The 16,498-nt window shown below is 62.7% G+C and carries 15 protein-coding genes; 6 read left to right on the plus strand and 9 right to left on the minus strand.

Annotated elements, in window-relative coordinates:
* Positions 1 to 67: 67 nt before the first annotated feature.
* The 5 genes from QAO71_RS00080 to ppnN form a co-directional block, all read right to left on the minus strand.
* Positions 68 to 802 (minus strand): lysophospholipid acyltransferase family protein, encoded by a 735-nt coding sequence (locus tag QAO71_RS00080; RefSeq protein WP_280164967.1) that lies wholly within the window; start codon positions 800 to 802, stop codon positions 68 to 70.
* Positions 803 to 806: 4 nt separating this feature from the next.
* On the minus strand, positions 807 to 1,340 hold the full coding sequence (gmhB, locus tag QAO71_RS00085) for a D-glycero-beta-D-manno-heptose 1,7-bisphosphate 7-phosphatase (RefSeq protein WP_280164968.1): 534 nt from the start codon (positions 1,338 to 1,340) through the stop codon (positions 807 to 809).
* The gene (gene glyS / locus QAO71_RS00090; RefSeq protein ID WP_280165704.1) at positions 1,337 to 3,391 is read right to left on the minus strand and encodes a glycine--tRNA ligase subunit beta; all 2,055 of its coding nucleotides are present in this window, start codon (positions 3,389 to 3,391) and stop codon (positions 1,337 to 1,339) included. The genes gmhB and glyS overlap by 4 nt, the downstream gene beginning before the upstream one ends.
* On the minus strand, positions 3,391 to 4,338 hold the full coding sequence (gene glyQ / locus QAO71_RS00095) for a glycine--tRNA ligase subunit alpha (RefSeq protein ID WP_036991591.1): 948 nt from the start codon (positions 4,336 to 4,338) through the stop codon (positions 3,391 to 3,393). Before glyQ ends, glyS begins: the two co-directional genes overlap by 1 nt.
* Before the next feature lie 245 nt (positions 4,339 to 4,583).
* Positions 4,584 to 5,954, minus strand: coding sequence for a nucleotide 5'-monophosphate nucleosidase PpnN (gene ppnN, locus QAO71_RS00100; protein WP_280164969.1), 1,371 nt, complete (start codon positions 5,952 to 5,954; stop codon positions 4,584 to 4,586).
* A 107-nt stretch (positions 5,955 to 6,061) separates the two neighbouring features.
* On the opposite strand from ppnN, the gene QAO71_RS00105 reads away from it, so the two are divergent.
* The 6 genes from QAO71_RS00105 to QAO71_RS00130 are packed head-to-tail and all read left to right on the plus strand — an operon-like array spanning position 6,062 to position 11,312.
* Entirely contained in the window at positions 6,062 to 6,667 is a 606-nt protein-coding gene (locus tag QAO71_RS00105) for a DNA-3-methyladenine glycosylase I (RefSeq protein ID WP_280164970.1), read from the plus strand.
* 15 nt (positions 6,668 to 6,682) lie between these two features.
* Positions 6,683 to 7,636 carry a TAXI family TRAP transporter solute-binding subunit gene (locus tag QAO71_RS00110; RefSeq protein ID WP_280164971.1) on the plus strand — a complete coding sequence of 318 codons (954 nt, stop codon included), beginning with the start codon at positions 6,683 to 6,685 and terminating at the stop codon, positions 7,634 to 7,636.
* A gap of 17 nt (positions 7,637 to 7,653) precedes the next feature.
* Positions 7,654 to 9,675: a TRAP transporter permease gene (locus QAO71_RS00115; RefSeq protein ID WP_280164972.1), complete on the plus strand. Its 2,022-nt coding sequence runs from the start codon at positions 7,654 to 7,656 to the stop codon at positions 9,673 to 9,675.
* Positions 9,672 to 10,070, plus strand: a complete 399-nt coding sequence (locus QAO71_RS00120) for a DUF1850 domain-containing protein (protein WP_036992083.1) — start codon at positions 9,672 to 9,674, stop codon at positions 10,068 to 10,070. Before QAO71_RS00115 ends, QAO71_RS00120 begins: the two co-directional genes overlap by 4 nt.
* 49 nt (positions 10,071 to 10,119) lie before the next feature.
* Positions 10,120 to 11,007 (plus strand): lysophospholipid acyltransferase, encoded by an 888-nt coding sequence (locus QAO71_RS00125; RefSeq protein WP_036991583.1) that lies wholly within the window; start codon positions 10,120 to 10,122, stop codon positions 11,005 to 11,007.
* Between the two features lie 35 nt (positions 11,008 to 11,042).
* Positions 11,043 to 11,312, plus strand: a complete 270-nt coding sequence (locus QAO71_RS00130) for a PilZ domain-containing protein (protein WP_036991581.1) — start codon at positions 11,043 to 11,045, stop codon at positions 11,310 to 11,312.
* Here QAO71_RS00130 and QAO71_RS00135 read toward each other — a convergent pair whose 3' ends face one another.
* Genes QAO71_RS00135 through fmt form a run of 4 tightly spaced genes read right to left on the minus strand, consistent with a single transcriptional unit; the run spans position 11,313 to position 16,453 of the window.
* On the minus strand, positions 11,313 to 12,761 hold the full coding sequence (locus QAO71_RS00135) for a TrkH family potassium uptake protein (RefSeq protein WP_074779039.1): 1,449 nt from the start codon (positions 12,759 to 12,761) through the stop codon (positions 11,313 to 11,315).
* Positions 12,762 to 12,783: 22 nt separating this feature from the next.
* Positions 12,784 to 14,157 carry a Trk system potassium transporter TrkA gene (gene trkA / locus QAO71_RS00140; protein ID WP_036991578.1) on the minus strand — a complete coding sequence of 458 codons (1,374 nt, stop codon included), beginning with the start codon at positions 14,155 to 14,157 and terminating at the stop codon, positions 12,784 to 12,786.
* A 2-nt stretch (positions 14,158 to 14,159) separates the two neighbouring features.
* On the minus strand, positions 14,160 to 15,503 hold the full coding sequence (gene rsmB, locus QAO71_RS00145) for a 16S rRNA (cytosine(967)-C(5))-methyltransferase RsmB (RefSeq protein ID WP_280164973.1): 1,344 nt from the start codon (positions 15,501 to 15,503) through the stop codon (positions 14,160 to 14,162).
* Positions 15,500 to 16,453: a methionyl-tRNA formyltransferase gene (gene fmt, locus QAO71_RS00150; protein WP_136868557.1), complete on the minus strand. Its 954-nt coding sequence runs from the start codon at positions 16,451 to 16,453 to the stop codon at positions 15,500 to 15,502. Before fmt ends, rsmB begins: the two co-directional genes overlap by 4 nt.
* Positions 16,454 to 16,498: the final 45 nt, after the last annotated feature.

Below are 16,498 nucleotides of genomic sequence, written 5' to 3' on the forward strand. Positions count from 1 at the left end.
AAACCGGTCAGGCAAATCGATCTTTCCGAACATTGATCACCGAACCCGCCAAGAAGTGGCAGCCAACTCAGCCAGCCCGCATTTCCCGCATAGCCTGATTCACCCACGCCTCGGCCTGCTTGTTGACCTCTACGATGGAGCGCGGGTCCTGGCCTTTGGGATAGATAGCCGGCCCGATTCTCACCTGCACAGTACCGGGGCGCTTGCCCCAGCCGTTACGCGGCCAGAACTCACCGGCGTTATGGGCTACCGGTATCACCGGAGCGTTGTTGGCGCAGGCCAGGGCGCTGCCGCCGCGGGTGAACTTGATCGGGTTGCCGGGCAGCACGCGGGTGCCTTCGGGGAATACCAGTACCCAGACGCCCGCTCGCAGGCGCTGGCCGCCGATGCGGCTGAGCTGCTGCAGGGAATTGCGCGCCTTGCTGCGGTCGATGGCGATGGGCTTGAGCAGAGCGAAGGCCCAGCCGAAGAAAGGCACGTAGAGCAGTTCCTTCTTGATCAGCTGGGTCTGTGGACGAAAGATCTGCTGCAGAAAGAAGGTTTCCCAGGTGCTTTGGTGATTGGAGAGAATCACGCCGGGCTGATCGGGAATATTTTCCTGGCCGACCACTTCATAGCGAATACCGACCAGCCATTTGGTCAGCCAGATGGCAAACCGGCACCAGCACTCCAGAATCAACTTGAAGCGGGTGCGGTAAGGCAGCAAGGGACCGATGATCAGCATCGGAACCGCCCACAAGATTGCACTGGCGGACAACAGCAGATAGAACAGGGTGACGCGCAAGGCCATGAGTACGGACATGGAGTCAGGTTTCCAGCAGGTAACTGGCCACTGCGGCCAGATCATCGAACACACGGGTACCGGCAGGCAGTGACTTGCCTTCAGTAGCCCGACCTTTACCGGTACGCACCAGATAGGGCTGACACCCTACTGCGGCACCCGCTTGCAGATCCCGCAGGCTATCGCCGACCGTGGGCACACCATCGAGCGTGACGGCGTAATGCTCGGCGATCTGCCGGAACAGCCCTGACAGCGGCTTGCGGCAGTCGCAGCCATCATCCGGACCATGTGGGCAATGCCGGATCAGGTCCACGTGCCCGCCCTGTGCCGCGACCAGCTCACGCAAGCGCTGATGCATGGCTTCCAGCGTCTGGGCAGTGAAATAGCCGCGGGCCAGGCCGGACTGGTTGGTAGCCACGGCTACTGTCCAGCCCGCCTTGCTCAGCCGTGCGATCGCCTTGATGGACCCCGGTAACGGATGCCACTCAGCTACGGATTTGACGAAGGCGTCGGAGTCTTCATTGATGACTCCGTCGCGGTCGAGAATAATCAGCTTCATCCGAGCAGCGAGATATCGGCAACACCCAGGAACAGGCCGCGCAGGCGAGCCAGCAGCGCGTACCGGTTGGCTTTGATCTGCGGATCCTCGGCGTTGACCAGCACCTGGTCGAAGAAGCTGTCCACCGGCTCGCGCAGCGACGCCAGGCGCTCCAGGCTGGCCTGGTACTGCCGATCGGCTGCCAGCGGCCCGACATCGCTCTCAGCGGCTTGTACCGCCCGTGCCAGCGTCTGCTCGGCAGCTTCGTTCAGCAGTGCCGGGTCGATAACCTCAGGTACCGGGTCTTCAGATTTGGCCAGGATATTGGATACCCGCTTGTTAGCTGCGGCCAACGCTTCGGCTTCAGGCAACCGGCGGAAAGCCTGCACGGCCTGTACCCGCTGATCGAAATCAAGCGGCGAATGGGGGTGCACGGCCCGCACCGACTGGTACACGGCCACGTCGATGCCTTCGTCCTCATAGCGGGCGCGCAGGCGATCGAAGATGAACTCCTGCACCTGATCGACCAAGCCTTCGCCCTTCACGGCGGCGCCGTATTGATTGACGGCGGTCTGCAAGGCGGCATGCAAATCCAGCTCCAGTCGCTTCTCGATCAGGATCCGCAACACACCCAGGGCGGCGCGGCGCAGGGCATAGGGGTCCTTGCTGCCGGTGGGCAGCATGCCGATACCGAAGATGCCGACCAGGGTATCGAGCTTGTCGGCCAGCGCTACCGCGGCGCCGGTCAGGGTACTCGGCAATTCGGCGCCGGCGCCGCGTGGCATGTACTGCTCGTTCAGTGCCAGGGCCACGTCTTCAGCTTCGCCATCATGCTGGGCATAGTAATACCCGGCAATGCCCTGCAGCTCGGGGAACTCGCCAACCATTTCGCTGGCCAGATCGCATTTGCTCAGCAACCCGGCGCGGGTGGCGTTGGCCGGGTCGCCGCCGATGCGCTCGGCGATGAAGGCAGCCAGGTTGGACACCCGTACGGCCTTGTCGTAGACGCTGCCCAGTTGGGCCTGGAATACGACGCTGGCCAGCCGCTGGTTGTTGTGTTCCAGCGGATGTTTCTTGTCCTGCTGGAAGAAGAACTCGGCATCGGTCAGCCGCGGGCGCACGACCTTCTCGTTGCCGGCAATGATCTGCGCCGGATCGGTGCTTTCGATGTTGGCCACGGTGATGAAGCGCGGCAGCAGGCGGCCGTTGGCATCCAGCAGGCAGAAGTACTTCTGGTTGTCCTGCATGGTGGAAATCAGCGCTTCCTGGGGCACGTCGAGGAACCGTTCTTCGAAGCTGCACACCAGCGGCACCGGCCACTCGACCAGGGCGGTAACTTCGTCCAGCAGGTCGTCGGGGATGATCGCGGTGCCCTGCTGTTCGGCGGCCAGTTGTTCCACGCGCTGGCGGATCAGTTCGCGGCGTTCGGCGAAGTCGGCAATGACGTGGGCCTGGCGCAGGTCATCGGCATAGCTGGCCGGTGTGCTGATGCGCACCTCGCCAGGATGGTGGAAGCGGTGACCGAGGGAGGTACGGCCGGCCTGCTGGGACAGGATCTCGCCGGGAATCATGCTGTCGCCCTGCAACATCACCAGCCACTGGGTGGGACGCACGAACTCGGTCTTGCCGGCACCCCAGCGCATGCGCTTGGGAATCGGCAGCGCCGCCAAGGCGTTATCCACAATCTGTGGCAGCAGTTCAGCAGCGGGCTGACCGGCGATGGTCTGCACATGGCGCAGGCGCGGGCCGCTCTGATCCAGTTCGCTCAACTCCACGCCGCATTTGCGGGCGAAGCCCAAAGCGGCCTGGGTCGGCTGGCCCTCGGCATCGAAGGCCGCCTTGACTGGCGGGCCGTCCATCTGACTGGTGCGGTCGGGCTGCTGGGTCGCCAGTTGCTCGACGAACACTGCCAGGCGCCGCGGGGCGGCATAGTAGCGGGTGGACTCATAGGCCAGACCGGCTTCGTTCAAACCTTTTTCCACACCCTCGAGGAAAGCTTCGGCCAGGCGCTTCAGCGCCTTGGGTGGCAGCTCTTCGGTGCCCAGTTCAACCAGAAAATCGAGTGCCAGCATCATTCGGCCTCCTTCAGTTTGGCCAGTACTTCATCACGCAGTTCGGGGTTGGCCATGGGGAAGCCGAGCTTGGCGCGGGCATGCAGATAGCTCTGGGCAATCGACCGGGCCAGGGAGCGCACGCGCAGGATGTAACGCTGGCGTTCGGTCACCGATATCGCCCGGCGCGCATCCAGCAGGTTGAAGGTATGGGAGGCCTTCATCACCATTTCATAGGCTGGCAGCGGCAGTTCGGCTGCGGTCAGGCGGTTGGCTTCGCCTTCGTAGAAGTCGAACAGATCGAACAGTTTGTCGATGTTGGCGTGTTCGAAGTTGTAGGTGGACTGCTCTACCTCGTTCTGGTGGAACACGTCGCCATAGGTGACCTTGCCGAACGGGCCATCGGAATAGACCAGGTCGTAGACCGAGTCGACGCCCTGCAGGTACATGGCCAGGCGCTCCAGCCCGTAGGTGATTTCGCCGGTGACCGGATAGCACTCAACGCCACCCACCTGCTGGAAGTAGGTGAACTGGGTGACTTCCATGCCGTTCAGCCAGACCTCCCAGCCCAGCCCCCAGGCGCCCAGGGTTGGCGATTCCCAATTGTCTTCGACGAAGCGGATGTCATGCACCAGCGGGTCGATGCCGATGTGGCGCAGCGAATCCAGGTACAGTTCCTGGATGTTGTCCGGGTTCGGCTTGAGCACTACCTGGAACTGGTAGTAATGCTGCAGACGGTTGGGGTTCTCGCCATAGCGGCCATCCGCCGGGCGGCGGCTGGGCTGGACATAGGCGGCGTTCCAGTTTTCCGGGCCGATGGAGCGCAGGAAGGTCGCGGTGTGGAAGGTACCGGCACCGACTTCCATGTCATAGGGCTGGAGTAATACACAGCCCTGCTGCGCCCAGAAGTTCTGCAGCGCGAGGATCAGGCCCTGGAAGGTCTGGGCGGCGGGATTGGTCTGAGTCACGTTTTTCACCGGTCAACTGTGAAGAAAGGGCGAAGTATACAATCCCCGCGGGACGGCATACAGCATGGCGGGATATTTGTCGCCTGGTTGGCGGCGCAGATGTCGAGCACCCGTTGCAATGCTGAGCCCCTGGGGGGCGTCGAGCACCAGCTCGATGAGCGGAGTCAGCCGGCAACACCATGGCTGCCGGCCAGTCCTGGTACGAGCTGGTGCTCGAACCTCCCAGGGGGGCTCTCCTGATCCACTCAGCTGACGACCCGGTAGGACGGCTGATAGGCGCTACCGTTGGGTAGCTTCATCCGCTGCTGTTCGACGAAGGCGGTCAACAGTGCCTCCAGTGGCTGCATGATCTCCGGATCACCATGGATCTCGTAGGGCCCGTATTGCTCGATCAAGCGAATGCCCTTGTCCTTGACGTTACCGGCGACGATGCCGGAAAACGCCCGACGCAGGTTGGCCGCCAGTTCATGGGGCGGGGTATTGCGGCGCAGCTCCAGGTTGGCCATGTTCTCGTGGGTCGGGTCGAAGGGCCGCTGGAAGCCTTCTTCAATCTTCAGCAACCAGTTGAAATGGAAGGCATCGCTGCGTTCGCGGCGGAAGCGCTCCACCTCCGCCAGGCCCTGCTTCATCTTGCGTGCCACCAGCACCGGATCCTCGATGATGATCTCGTAGCGCGCCTGGGCCTGCGAGCCGAGCGTGGCACCGACAAATTCATGCAGTTGCTGCAGGTAGCCAGCCGACTCCTGCGGTCCGGTCAGGATCAGCGGGAATGGCAGTTCGCTGTTGTCCGGGTGCAGCAGAATACCCAGCAGATAGAGGAACTCTTCGGCGGTGCCGACGCCGCCGGGGAAGATGATGATACCGTGGCCGACCCGGACGAAGGCTTCCAGGCGCTTTTCGATATCCGGCAGGATCACCAGCTCGTTGACGATGGGGTTGGGCGCCTCGGCGGCAATGATGCCCGGTTCGGTCAGGCCCAGGTAACGGCCATCGATGACGCGCTGCTTGGCATGGGCAATGGTTGCGCCCTTCATCGGTCCCTTCATCACGCCCGGGCCGCAACCGGTGCAGATATCCATATTGCGCAGGCCCAACTCGTGGCCTACCTTCTTGGTGTATTTGTATTCCTCGGTATTGATCGAGTGCCCGCCCCAGCACACCACCATCCTGGGCTCCACGCCGGGCGTCAGGGTGCGGGCGTTGCGCAGCAGGTGAAAGACGTAATCGGTGATGCCATTGGAGGTACTCAGGTCCACCCGCTGGTTGCGCAACTCACTCTCGGTGTAGACGATATCGCGCAGGGCGCTGAACAGCATTTCCCGGGTACTGGAAATCATCTGGCCATCGACAAAGGCATCGGCTGGCGCGTTGCGCAACTCCAGGCTGACGCCACGATCGAGCTGGTGGATATGCACCTCGAAATCGGCGTAGGCTTCGAGGATGGTCTTGGCATTATCGACCCGGGCACCGGTATTGAGGATGGCCAACGCACACTGGCGGAACAACTGATAGGTGCTGCCGGAACCGGCTTCACTCAACTGCTGGACTTCACGCTGGGACAGGATTTCCATACTGCCCCGGGGAGTAACTGAAACATTGACGACGTGTCTAGGCATTATCGCTTCCGCGTTGAAAATGGATACCCCATCTTACGCTACAGCTACCCGGCCGATACAACGGGAGCTGGTATAAACTGTTTCGACCGGTAATCAGGAGCACCGCCTTGAAATCATCCCGCAACGACCTATCCCGCTGCCATTGGTGTTCCGCAGACCCGATCTATCAGGCTTATCACGACCAGGAATGGGGCGTGCCCGAATACGATGCCCAGCGGCTGTTCGAGAAGCTCCTGCTTGATGGCTTTCAGGCGGGCCTGTCCTGGATCACCATTCTGAAGAAGCGCAAGCGTTACCGGCAGGTCTATCATGGGTTCGATGCGCAGTTCATGGCGGCGCAGACCGATGCCGATCTGCAGGAGTTGATGTTGGACCCCGGTATCATCCGCAATCGCCTCAAGGTGCATGCGGCGCGACAGAATGCCCGGTCCTGGCTGGCCCTGGCCGAGCAGACGGACCCCGCTGCCTGGCTCTGGCAGTTCGTCGGCGGCCGGCCGCTGATCAACCACTTTGCCGTCCATGCCGAGGTGCCAGCCATCACCACCGAGGCCCAGGCCATGAGCAAGGCATTGAAGCAGGCCGGCTTCAGTTTTGTCGGGCCGACCATCTGTTATGCATTCATGCAGGCGACCGGCATGGTTATGGACCATACTCTGGAATGTTTCCGCCATGCCGAACTGGCTGGCGGAGCTGCTGCTGTCAAACAACAATAATGATGGAGAACATCCATGCGATTGACCAAACGACTGGGTCTGCTGGCCGCTGCCGCGGCGCTGACCGCCACCACCGCGGTATTCGCTGCACCCACCTATATCAACGTTCTCACGGGCGGCACCAGCGGGGTGTATTACCCGATCGGTGTAGCCATCTCCCAGCTGTACGGGCAGATCGACGGCGCCCGGCCCTCGGTGCAGGCCACTAAAGCCTCGGTGGAGAACCTCAACTTGCTGCAGTCCGGCCGGGGTGAACTCGCCTTCGCCCTCGGCGACTCGGTCGCCGATGCCTGGAATGGTGTCGAGGATGCGGGCTTCAAGGCGCCACTCAAGCGGCTGCGGGCGATTGCCGGAACCTACAATAACTATATTCAGGTGGTCGCCAGTGCAGAGTCCGGCATCAAGACCCTGGAAGACCTCAAGGGCAAGCGTATTTCGGTCGGTGCGCCCAAGTCCGGTACCGAACTCAATGCCCGGGCGATCTTCGCCGCCGCGGGGCTGAGCTACGAAGATATGCGTCGGGTCGAATTCCTGCCCTATGCCGAATCCGTCGAGCTGATCAAGAATCGCCAGCTGGACGCCACCCTCCAGTCCTCCGGTCTGGGCATGGCGGCCATTCGCGACCTGGCCAGCACCATGTCGGTGAATTTCGTCGCCATTCCCGGCGATGTAGTGGAGAAGATCAACAACCCGGCCTATCAACCGGGCATGATTCCGGCCGGTACCTATGATGGTCAGGACGAGGACGTACCCACTGTGGGCATCACCAATATCCTGGTCAGCCACGAAAAGGTCGACGAAGAAGTCGCCTATCAGATGACGAAGCTGATCTTCGACAACCTGGATGCTCTGGGCAACGCCCATGCTGCCGCCAAGGCAATCAAGCTGGAGAGTGCGGCGCAGAACCTGCCGATTCCCCTGCATCCGGGCGCCGAGCGGTTCTACCGGGAAGCGGGTGTTCTGGAATAGGTAGCAGGGAGTAGTCTATGAGTGAATACCAGGGGCTCCATGCGAGCCCCGCCGAGTGGCCCAAGGCGCTGTTCTATGTGGCGCTGTTGTTTTCCTGCTACCAGATCATCACCGCCGCCTTTCACCCCGTGTCCACCCAGGTGCTGCGGGCCGGGCACGTCGGCTTTCTGCTGATGTTGGTATATCTGAGCTATCCGCTGCGCGGCAAGGCGCGCCCCTGGCAGCCGCTCGCCTGGGTGCTGGCGCTGGCGGGCATGGCGACCTTTTTCTATCAGTGGTATTTCGAAGCGGATCTGATCCAGCGATCGGGTGACCTGACCAGCCTGGACATGGTGGTTGGCCTGGTGCTGATCGTGCTGGTCTTCGAGGCGGCGCGGCGCGTGATGGGGATTGCCCTGCCGATCATCTGTGGGCTGTTCCTGGCCTATGGACTGTTCGGCAACCATCTGCCCGGCGATCTGGCGCACCGGGGATACGGGCTGGATCAGGTGGTCAACCAGCTGTCCTTCGGCACCGAAGGGCTGTACGGCACGCCCACCTACGTCTCGGCCACCTATATCTTCCTGTTCATCCTGTTCGGCTCGTTCCTGGAGCAGGCCGGGATGATCCGCCTGTTTACCGATTTCGCCATGGGCCTGTTCGGCCACCGGGCCGGTGGACCGGCCAAGGTATCGGTGGTCTCGTCGGCGCTGATGGGCACTATCACTGGCTCCGGGGTAGCCAACGTGGTGACCACCGGCCAGTTCACCATTCCGCTGATGAAGCGTTTCGGTTATCGGGCGGCCTTTGCCGGCGGTGTCGAGTCCACGTCCAGCATGGGCAGCCAGATCATGCCACCGGTCATGGGGGCGGTGGCTTTCATCATGGCCGAGACCATCAACGTGCCCTATGTCGAGGTAGCCAAGGCGGCGTTGATACCGGCCCTGCTGTATTTCGGCTCGGTATTCTGGATGGTACATCTGGAAGCCAGACGCTCGAAACTCAATGGCTTGCCGAAGGATGAATGCCCCAGTGCCTGGGATGCGGTCCGTCAGCGCTGGTTTCTCCTGATACCGCTGATCATATTGATCTGGCTGCTGTTCTCCGGGCGCACGCCCATGTTTGCCGGAACCGTGGGGCTGGCGCTGACCGCTATCGTGATTCTTGGCTCGGCATTGATTCTGCGATTGTCATCCACCGCACTGCGGGTGGTGTTCTGGATGGTGCTGGGGATTCTCTGCGCCGGTTTCTTCCAGTTGGGGATCGGTGTCATCTTCGGGGTCATTGGTGCGCTGGTAGTGGCTTGCTGGTTCATCAAGGGGGGGCGCGACACCCTGCTGATCTGTTTGCACGCGCTGGTTGAAGGGGCGCGCCATGCGGTGCCGGTGGGCATTGCCTGTGTGCTGGTGGGGGTGATCATCGGCATCGTCTCGCTGACCGGGGTGGCCTCGACCTTTGCCGGTTACATTCTCGCCGTGGGTCAGGACAGTCTGTTCCTGTCGCTGCTGCTGACCATGCTCACCTGTCTGGTGTTGGGCATGGGCATTCCGACGATCCCCAATTACATCATCACCAGTTCCATTGCCGCGCCGGCGTTGCTGGATCTGGGCGTGCCGCTGATCGTCTCGCACATGTTCGTGTTCTATTTCGGCATCATGGCTGACCTGACCCCACCGGTGGCGCTGGCCTGCTTTGCCGCAGCGCCGATCGCCCGGGAGAACGGTTTGAAAATCAGCCTGTGGGCGGTGCGCATCGCCGTCGCCGGCTTCGTCGTGCCGTTCATGGCAGTCTACAGCCCGGCGCTGATGATGCAGGGCGGGGACTGGTCGGCGGTGCTGTACATGCTGGTCAAGGCGGGCTTCGCCATCGGCCTGTGGGGTATCGTCTTCACCGGCTATTGCCTGCGCCCGCTGGTCTGGTGGGAAAAACTGCTGGGCTTCGCTGCTGGCGCGTTGATGGTCCTGGCTTTGCCGATTACCGATGAACTGGGTTTCGCCCTGGGTCTGCTCTTTCTTGCGCAGCACTGGTGGCGGTCACGGCGCGTGCGCAGTCCGGTATGAATGCGCTGTGTCTCGGCTTGGCCGGGGTGATCTGGGCACAGCTGCCGCTGGCCGAGTTCACCCTGGCCTGGCAGCACAGTGTGGAGAAGATCCGGTGGGAGGAGGACTATCAGCTCGACCCGGCTGGCCTGCTACTGCGCGAGGCGCGAATCCGTGGCAGTGGCGCCGGGATGGATATCCCGCAGGACGCCATATTGCGTGATGGCAGCTGGCACTATCGGCCGCAGCTACCGGCATTGCAGCCGCTGCGGCTGGGGCGCAGCGATGCCCCTGCGGCGGGCGATTACCAGTTATGCAGCGAAGCTGGCTGTCGGCCGCTGGCCGATTGGCTGGGGCCGCCGAGCCCGCAGCGACCGGTGGTGGAATTGTGGAGTTGTCAGCCGTCGGTGGGCTGATGCCAGTGCGCAGGCTACAATGGCGTTTTTTCAGGTTGGAGAGTGGTGAGTGAAAAGGCTCAAGGGCGCTATCACGGTGGGGTTTCTCAAACTGTTCGCGTTACTGCCCTTCGGCGTGGCGCAGCGCCTCGGAGCGGCGGTGGGCTGGCTGATGTGGAAGCTGCCGAACCGGTCGCGTGACGTGGTACGCATCAACTTCGCCCATTGCCTGCCGGAACTGCCACCCGCCGAGCGGGAACGGCTGGTCGGCGAGACGTTAGTCAATATCGGTCGCAGCTTCGCCGAAAGCGCCTGTGCCTGGATGTGGAGTCCGCAGAAAACCGTGGCCCTGATCAAGGAAGTGGAAGGCGAGCAGCTGCTCGATGAAGCGCTGGCCGAGGGCAAGGGGCTGGTCGGCATCACCAGTCATCTGGGCAACTGGGAAGTGCTCAACCACTGGTATTGCCTGAAATGCTCACCGATCATCTTCTATCGCCCACCCAAGCAGAAGGCGGTGGATGAGTTGCTGCAGAAACAGCGCACCCAGTTGGGTAACAAGGTGGCGGCGTCCACCCGCGAAGGCATCATCAGCGTCATGCGCGAGGTGCGGCGGGGTGGCGCGGTTGGTATTCCCGCCGACCCGGAGCCGGCGCTGAAGAGCGGTCTGTTCGTGCCCTTCTTCGGTATCCAGGCGCTGACCAGCAAATTCGTGCCTGGCCTGCTCAAGGGCGGTGCGGCCAACGGCGTGTTCCTGCATTGCGTACGCCTGCCTGATCACAGCGGCTTCAAGGTGATCGTCGAGCGTGCCCCCGCAGCACTCTACAGCGAGGATGAAACCGAGGCGGTGGCGGCGATGAGCGCCTGCATCGAGAGCTACGTGCGGCGCTGGCCCAGCCAGTACATGTGGAGCATGAAACGCTTCAAGAAACGCCCCGCCGGCGAAAAGAAATGGTATTGAACTGAACCGGTAGCAAATGACAAGGACAGCACTCCATGAGCAACCAACGGCAATATCCACGGACGATGATGAAGTGCCGGATCAAGATCACCCATCCGGCGATCGGCTCACTGACCGCCCAGACCCGCGACCTGTCCGACGGCGGCGTCTTCGTCGAACATCCTGACCTGGCCGCGCTGGCCGTCGGCGATGAGGTTACCGGGCAGGTGCAGGACATGCCGATCGAGGCGCCGGTCCTGCGTATGGTGATCCAGCGGGTGGTGCCAGGCCAAGGTGTAGGCCTGGCCTTTCTCGACGAGGCCTGATCAGCGCCGCCAGAACATCGGCGTCAGCAACACCAGCAGGGTGAAGACTTCCAGACGGCCCAGCAGCATGGCGAAGCTGAGAATCCATTTGACCGTCGCCGTCATGTCGCCGTAGTGCGCGGCCACGTCGCCCAGCCCCGGACCCAGGTTGTTCATGCAGGCGGTCAGCGCCGAGAAGGCGGTAACGAAATCCAGGCCGGTGCCGAGCAGCAGCAGGAACAGCAGGGCGAAGGTGAACACATACACCGAGCAGAATCCCCATACCGCTTCCACTACCCGATCGCCCACCGGCTTGCTGCCCAGCTTGACCGGAAATACCCCGTTGGTATGCAGCAGCCGCTTGATCTCCCGCACGCCCTGCTTGAATACCAGAACCACGCGGATCACCTTCATGCCGCCACCGGTGGAACCGGCACAGGCGCCGACGAAGCTGGCATACAGAAGCATGAACGGCAGCACCGAGGGCCAGGAGGCGAAGTCGGTAACGGTGAAACCGGTGGTAGTGGCAATGGACACCGTCTGGAAAGCGGCAAAGCGCAGTGACGAAGCGACATCGTAGTATTGGGAGTAGCTCAGCAGCGCGGCGCTGATGACGAACAGTCCCAGCAGGATCAGCAGATAGGTCCGGCACTCGGGATCCTGCCAGTAGCTGCGGATCGAGCGAAAACGCCAGGCGGTGAAGTGCAGGGCGAAATTGATCCCCGAGATGACCATAAACAGCACGCAGATCAGCTCGATGAGCGGACTATCGTAATAACCGATACTGGCATCGTGGGTAGAGAAGCCGCCGATGGCCACTGTCGAAAAGCTGTGGCCAATGGCATCGAACAACGACATTCCAGCCAACCAGTAGGCGCCGGCACAGGCCAGCGTCAGACCGGTGTAGATGAACCAGAGCACCTTGGCGGTTTCGGCTATGCGCGGGGTCAGCTTGTTTTCCTTCAGCGGGCCAGGCATTTCGGCGCGATACAGCTGCATGCCGCCGACGCCCAGCAGCGGCAGGATGGCGACCGCCAGCACGATGATGCCCATGCCGCCGAACCATTGCAGCTGCTGTCGATAGAACAGCAAGGAGCGTGGCAGGGTATCCAGCCCGGTAATCACCGTGGCGCCGGTGGTGGTCAGCCCGGAAAAGGATTCGAACACCGCATCGGCTACCGTCAGATCGGGCAACTCCAGCAGGTACAGCGGCACCGCCCCGAACAACCCCAGTACCAGCCAGAACAGCACGGTGATCAGGTAGCCATCGCGGGTACGCAATTCGTTGCGCCGGTGGCGCACTGGCAACCACACCAGCAGGCCGATGACCAGAGTGATGGCAAAGCCAACCAGGAACGCCTCCCGCGCATGCTCGCCATAATGGAAGCCGACCGCGGCGGCCGGCAGCATGCTGGTGGAAAACAGCATCAGCAGGATGCCGAGGATGCGCTGGATCTGGGAATACTGCATGCGCTCGCTTACCTGTGCCGAGTCAGAGGAAGGTCAGCCCGACCTGGAACAACCGCTCGACATCGCGGATGTGCTTCTTGTCGATAACGAACAGGATCACATGATCCTCGGATTCGATCACCGTGGCGTCGTGGGCAATCAGTACCTCCTCCTTGCGCACCACCGCGCCGATGGTGGTGCCCGGCGGCAATCTGATCTCGCTGATTGCCTTGCCCACCACCTTGGAGGAGCGGGCGTCACCATGGGCGACCACTTCGATGGCTTCCGCTGCGCCGCGGCGCAGCGAGTAGACATTGACGATATCGCCGCGACGAACGTGCGTCAGCAATGTGCCGATGGTGGTCTGCGAAGGTGAGATGGCGATATCGATCTGGCCGCCCTGCACCAGATCCACATAAGCCGGATTGTTGATCAGCGCCATCACCTTGCGTGCCCCGAGCCGCTTGGCCAGCATCGAAGACATGATGTTGGCCTCATCGTCGTTGGTCACCGCACAGAAGATATCGACTTCCTCGATATTCTCTTCCACCAGCAGCTCCTGGTCCGACGCGCTGCCATACAGCACGATAGCCTTTTCCAGGTTTTGCGACAGGTAGTCGGCACGGGCCCGGTTGTTCTCGATGATTTTCACCCGGTAACGGGTTTCGATGGCCTCGGCCAGGCGTTCGCCGATGTTGCCGCCACCTGCGATCATGATGGTCTTGTGGCTCTTTTCAACTCGGCGCAGTTCACTCATCACCGCGCGGATATCCTGCGAGGCGGCAAGGAAGAACACCTCGTCATCGGCTTCGATGACGGTATCCCCCTGGGGGGTGATTGGCCGGTCGCGGCGAAAGATGGCCGCCACCCGGGTATCCACATTGGGCATGTGCTGGCGCAGATAGCGCAGCTCCTGGCCCACCAAAGGGCCGCCGTAATAGGCCCGCACTGCCACCAGCTGCACCTTGCCGCCGGCAAAATCCAGTACCTGCAGCGCGCCGGGATTCTGAATCAGCCGCTTGATATAAGTGGTGACGGCCTGCTCGGGACTGATCAGCACATCGATGGGAATGGCTTCGTTCTGGAACAGCTCACCGCGGATGAGGTAGGCCGACTCGCGGATACGGGCAATCTTGGTCGGGGTACGAAACAGGGTGTAGGCCACCTGGCAGGCAATCATGTTGGTTTCGTCACTGCTGGTGACGGCGATCAGCATGTCCGCATCATCAGCCCCCGCCTGGCGCATGACGGTCGGCAGCGAGCCGCGCCCCTGCACCGTGCGGATATCCAGGCGATCGCCCAGAGCGCGCAGACGTACCGTGTCGGTATCCACCACCGTGATGTCGTTGGCTTCGCTGGCCAGTTCGGCGGCCAGGCTGCTGCCGACCTGACCCGCACCGAGAATGATGATCTTCATGGCTAGTCCCTGCTGTCAGGCCCAGTGTAGCTGCTGGCCGGTGCGTTATTAGCGATTTTCAACAATTTGGCCAGATAGAAACCATCATGGCCATCCGGCTGGGGCAGCAACTGCCGTCCGCACGGCTGCTCGAGACCGTAAGGGCCCGCAATGGGAAGTTGGCGGGCGCCTGATTGGCGGGCCAGAAAGGCGTCGATCACCTGGGTATTCTCCTGTGGCAATACCGAGCAGGTGGCATAGACCAGGATGCCGCCGACCGCCAGGGTGCGCCATACCTGATCGAGCAGTTCGCCCTGCAGCGCGGCCAGTGCGGCGATGTCGTCCGGCTGGCGGGTCAGCTTGATATCGGGATGGCGACGGATCACGCCGGTGGCCGAGCAGGGCGCATCCAGCAGAATGCGATCGAAGGGCTGCCCATCCCACCAGGCGTCCAGATCGCGCCCATCGGCCGCCTTGAGAGTTGCACTCAGGCCCAGGCGCTGCAGATTGTCCCGCACCCGTTCGAGCCGGGCCGGCTCCAGATCCAGCGCTACGACTTCCTGCAGCCCGGGCTGCAATTCGAGAATATGGCAGGTCTTGCCGCCGGGGGCGCAGCAGGCGTCCAGCACCCGCTGGCCGGGCTGCAGTTCCAGCAGCGGCGCCGCCAGCTGGGCCGCCTCGTCCTGCACGCTGACCGCGCCGGTGGCAAAACCGGGCAGCTGCTGCACATCACAGGCCTGAGCCAGGGTTACCCCGTCGGCGCTGAATGGGCAGGGCGTGGCAGCGATGGCGGCCTGCTGCAACTCTTGCAAATAGGCATCGCGGCTGGTCTGCCGCCGATTGACCCGTAGGGTCATCGGTGGGTGCAGATTATTGGCCGCACAGAGCGCTTCCCAGTGCTGTGGCCAGACCTGCTTGAAGGTCTTCTGCAGCCACCGTGGATGGGAGACGCGAATCACCGGGTCGTGCTCCAGTTCTGTCAGCAGGGCGACACCCTCGCGCTGGGTACGACGCAGTACGGCATTGAGCATGCCCTTGGCCCAGGTTTTCTTCAGGGTGACGGCCAGCTGCACGGTCTCGGCAATGGCTGCATGGGGCGGCACCCGGGTGTACAGCAACTGGTACATGCCGATCAGCAGCAGGGCATGCAGGTCGCGGTCGGCGGCTTTCAGCGGTTTTTGCAACAGGTGACCGGCCAGGCCATCGAGGCGCTGAAACCAGCGCGCGGTACCCAGCGCCAGCTCCCGGGCCAGGGCATGGTCACGCGGCACTACCTGCTTGAGCTGTGCCGGCAGGCTGCTACCCAAAGATGCCTTGCCGGCCATCACGGTAGCCAGCGCATTGGCCGCGGCCAGGCGCGGACTCATTGACCGTTGGCCAGCAACTGGCCTGGGGCGAACTGCTCGCGCCGGGCGTTGTACAGATCAGCAAAGGCCAGCGGCTTGCCACCGGGCAGTTGCAGCCGGGTCAGGCGCAGGGCGCCGTCACCGCAGGCGACCAACAGGCCCTGCTTGCTGCAATCGAGAATTTCGCCGGGCTGGCCGGTACCGGCTTCCGGCTGGGCCGCCCAGACTTTCAGCGGCTGATCCTGCCAGCGGGCATGGGCCAGCGGCCAGGGATTGAAGGCGCGGATCAGACGATCCAGTTCGGTCGCCGGGCGGGCCCAGTCGATGCGCGCATCGGTCTTGCCGAGTTTGTGTGCGTAAGTAGCCAGGTCATCATCCTGCACCTCGCCCTCCAGCGTCCCGGCGGCCAGGCCATCGATGGCCTGCAATACCGCCTGTGGCCCCAGCTCGGCGAGGCGGTCGTGCAGACTGCCGCCGGTATCCGCGGCGCTGATCGGTGTGTTCACCTTGAGCAGCATCGGCCCGGTATCCAGCCCCGCCTCCATGCGCATCACGGTCACGCCGCTGGTGCTGTCACCGGCTTCGATGGCCCGCTGAATGGGCGCAGCACCGCGCCAGCGTGGCAACAGCGAAGCATGACTGTTGATGCAGCCCAGCCGCGGGATGTCCAGTACCGCCTGGGGCAGGATCAAGCCGTAGGCGACGACGACCAGCAGATCCGGCTGCAGCGCGGCCAGTTCGGCCTGGGCCTCGGGCGCACGCAGGGAAACCGGCTGGTACACCGGCAGCTCATGTTTGAGCGCCAGCGTTTTGACCGCGCTCATGGCCAGCTTCTGACCGCGCCCGGCCGGCCGGTCCGGCTGGCTGTAGACGGCGACGATATTCAGGCCGGCTTGCAGCAGCGCCTGCAGATGGGCGGCGGCAAATTCCGGGGTGCCGGCGAAAACGATGCGAAGATCAGAGCTGTTCATGAAATGGCCTTGTTGGCTCGGCAAGCGGCTACCGAGGGATCATCC

It is taken from the genome of Halopseudomonas sp. SMJS2 (genome assembly GCF_029866945.1).
Classification (GTDB): domain Bacteria; phylum Pseudomonadota; class Gammaproteobacteria; order Pseudomonadales; family Pseudomonadaceae; genus Halopseudomonas; species Halopseudomonas bauzanensis.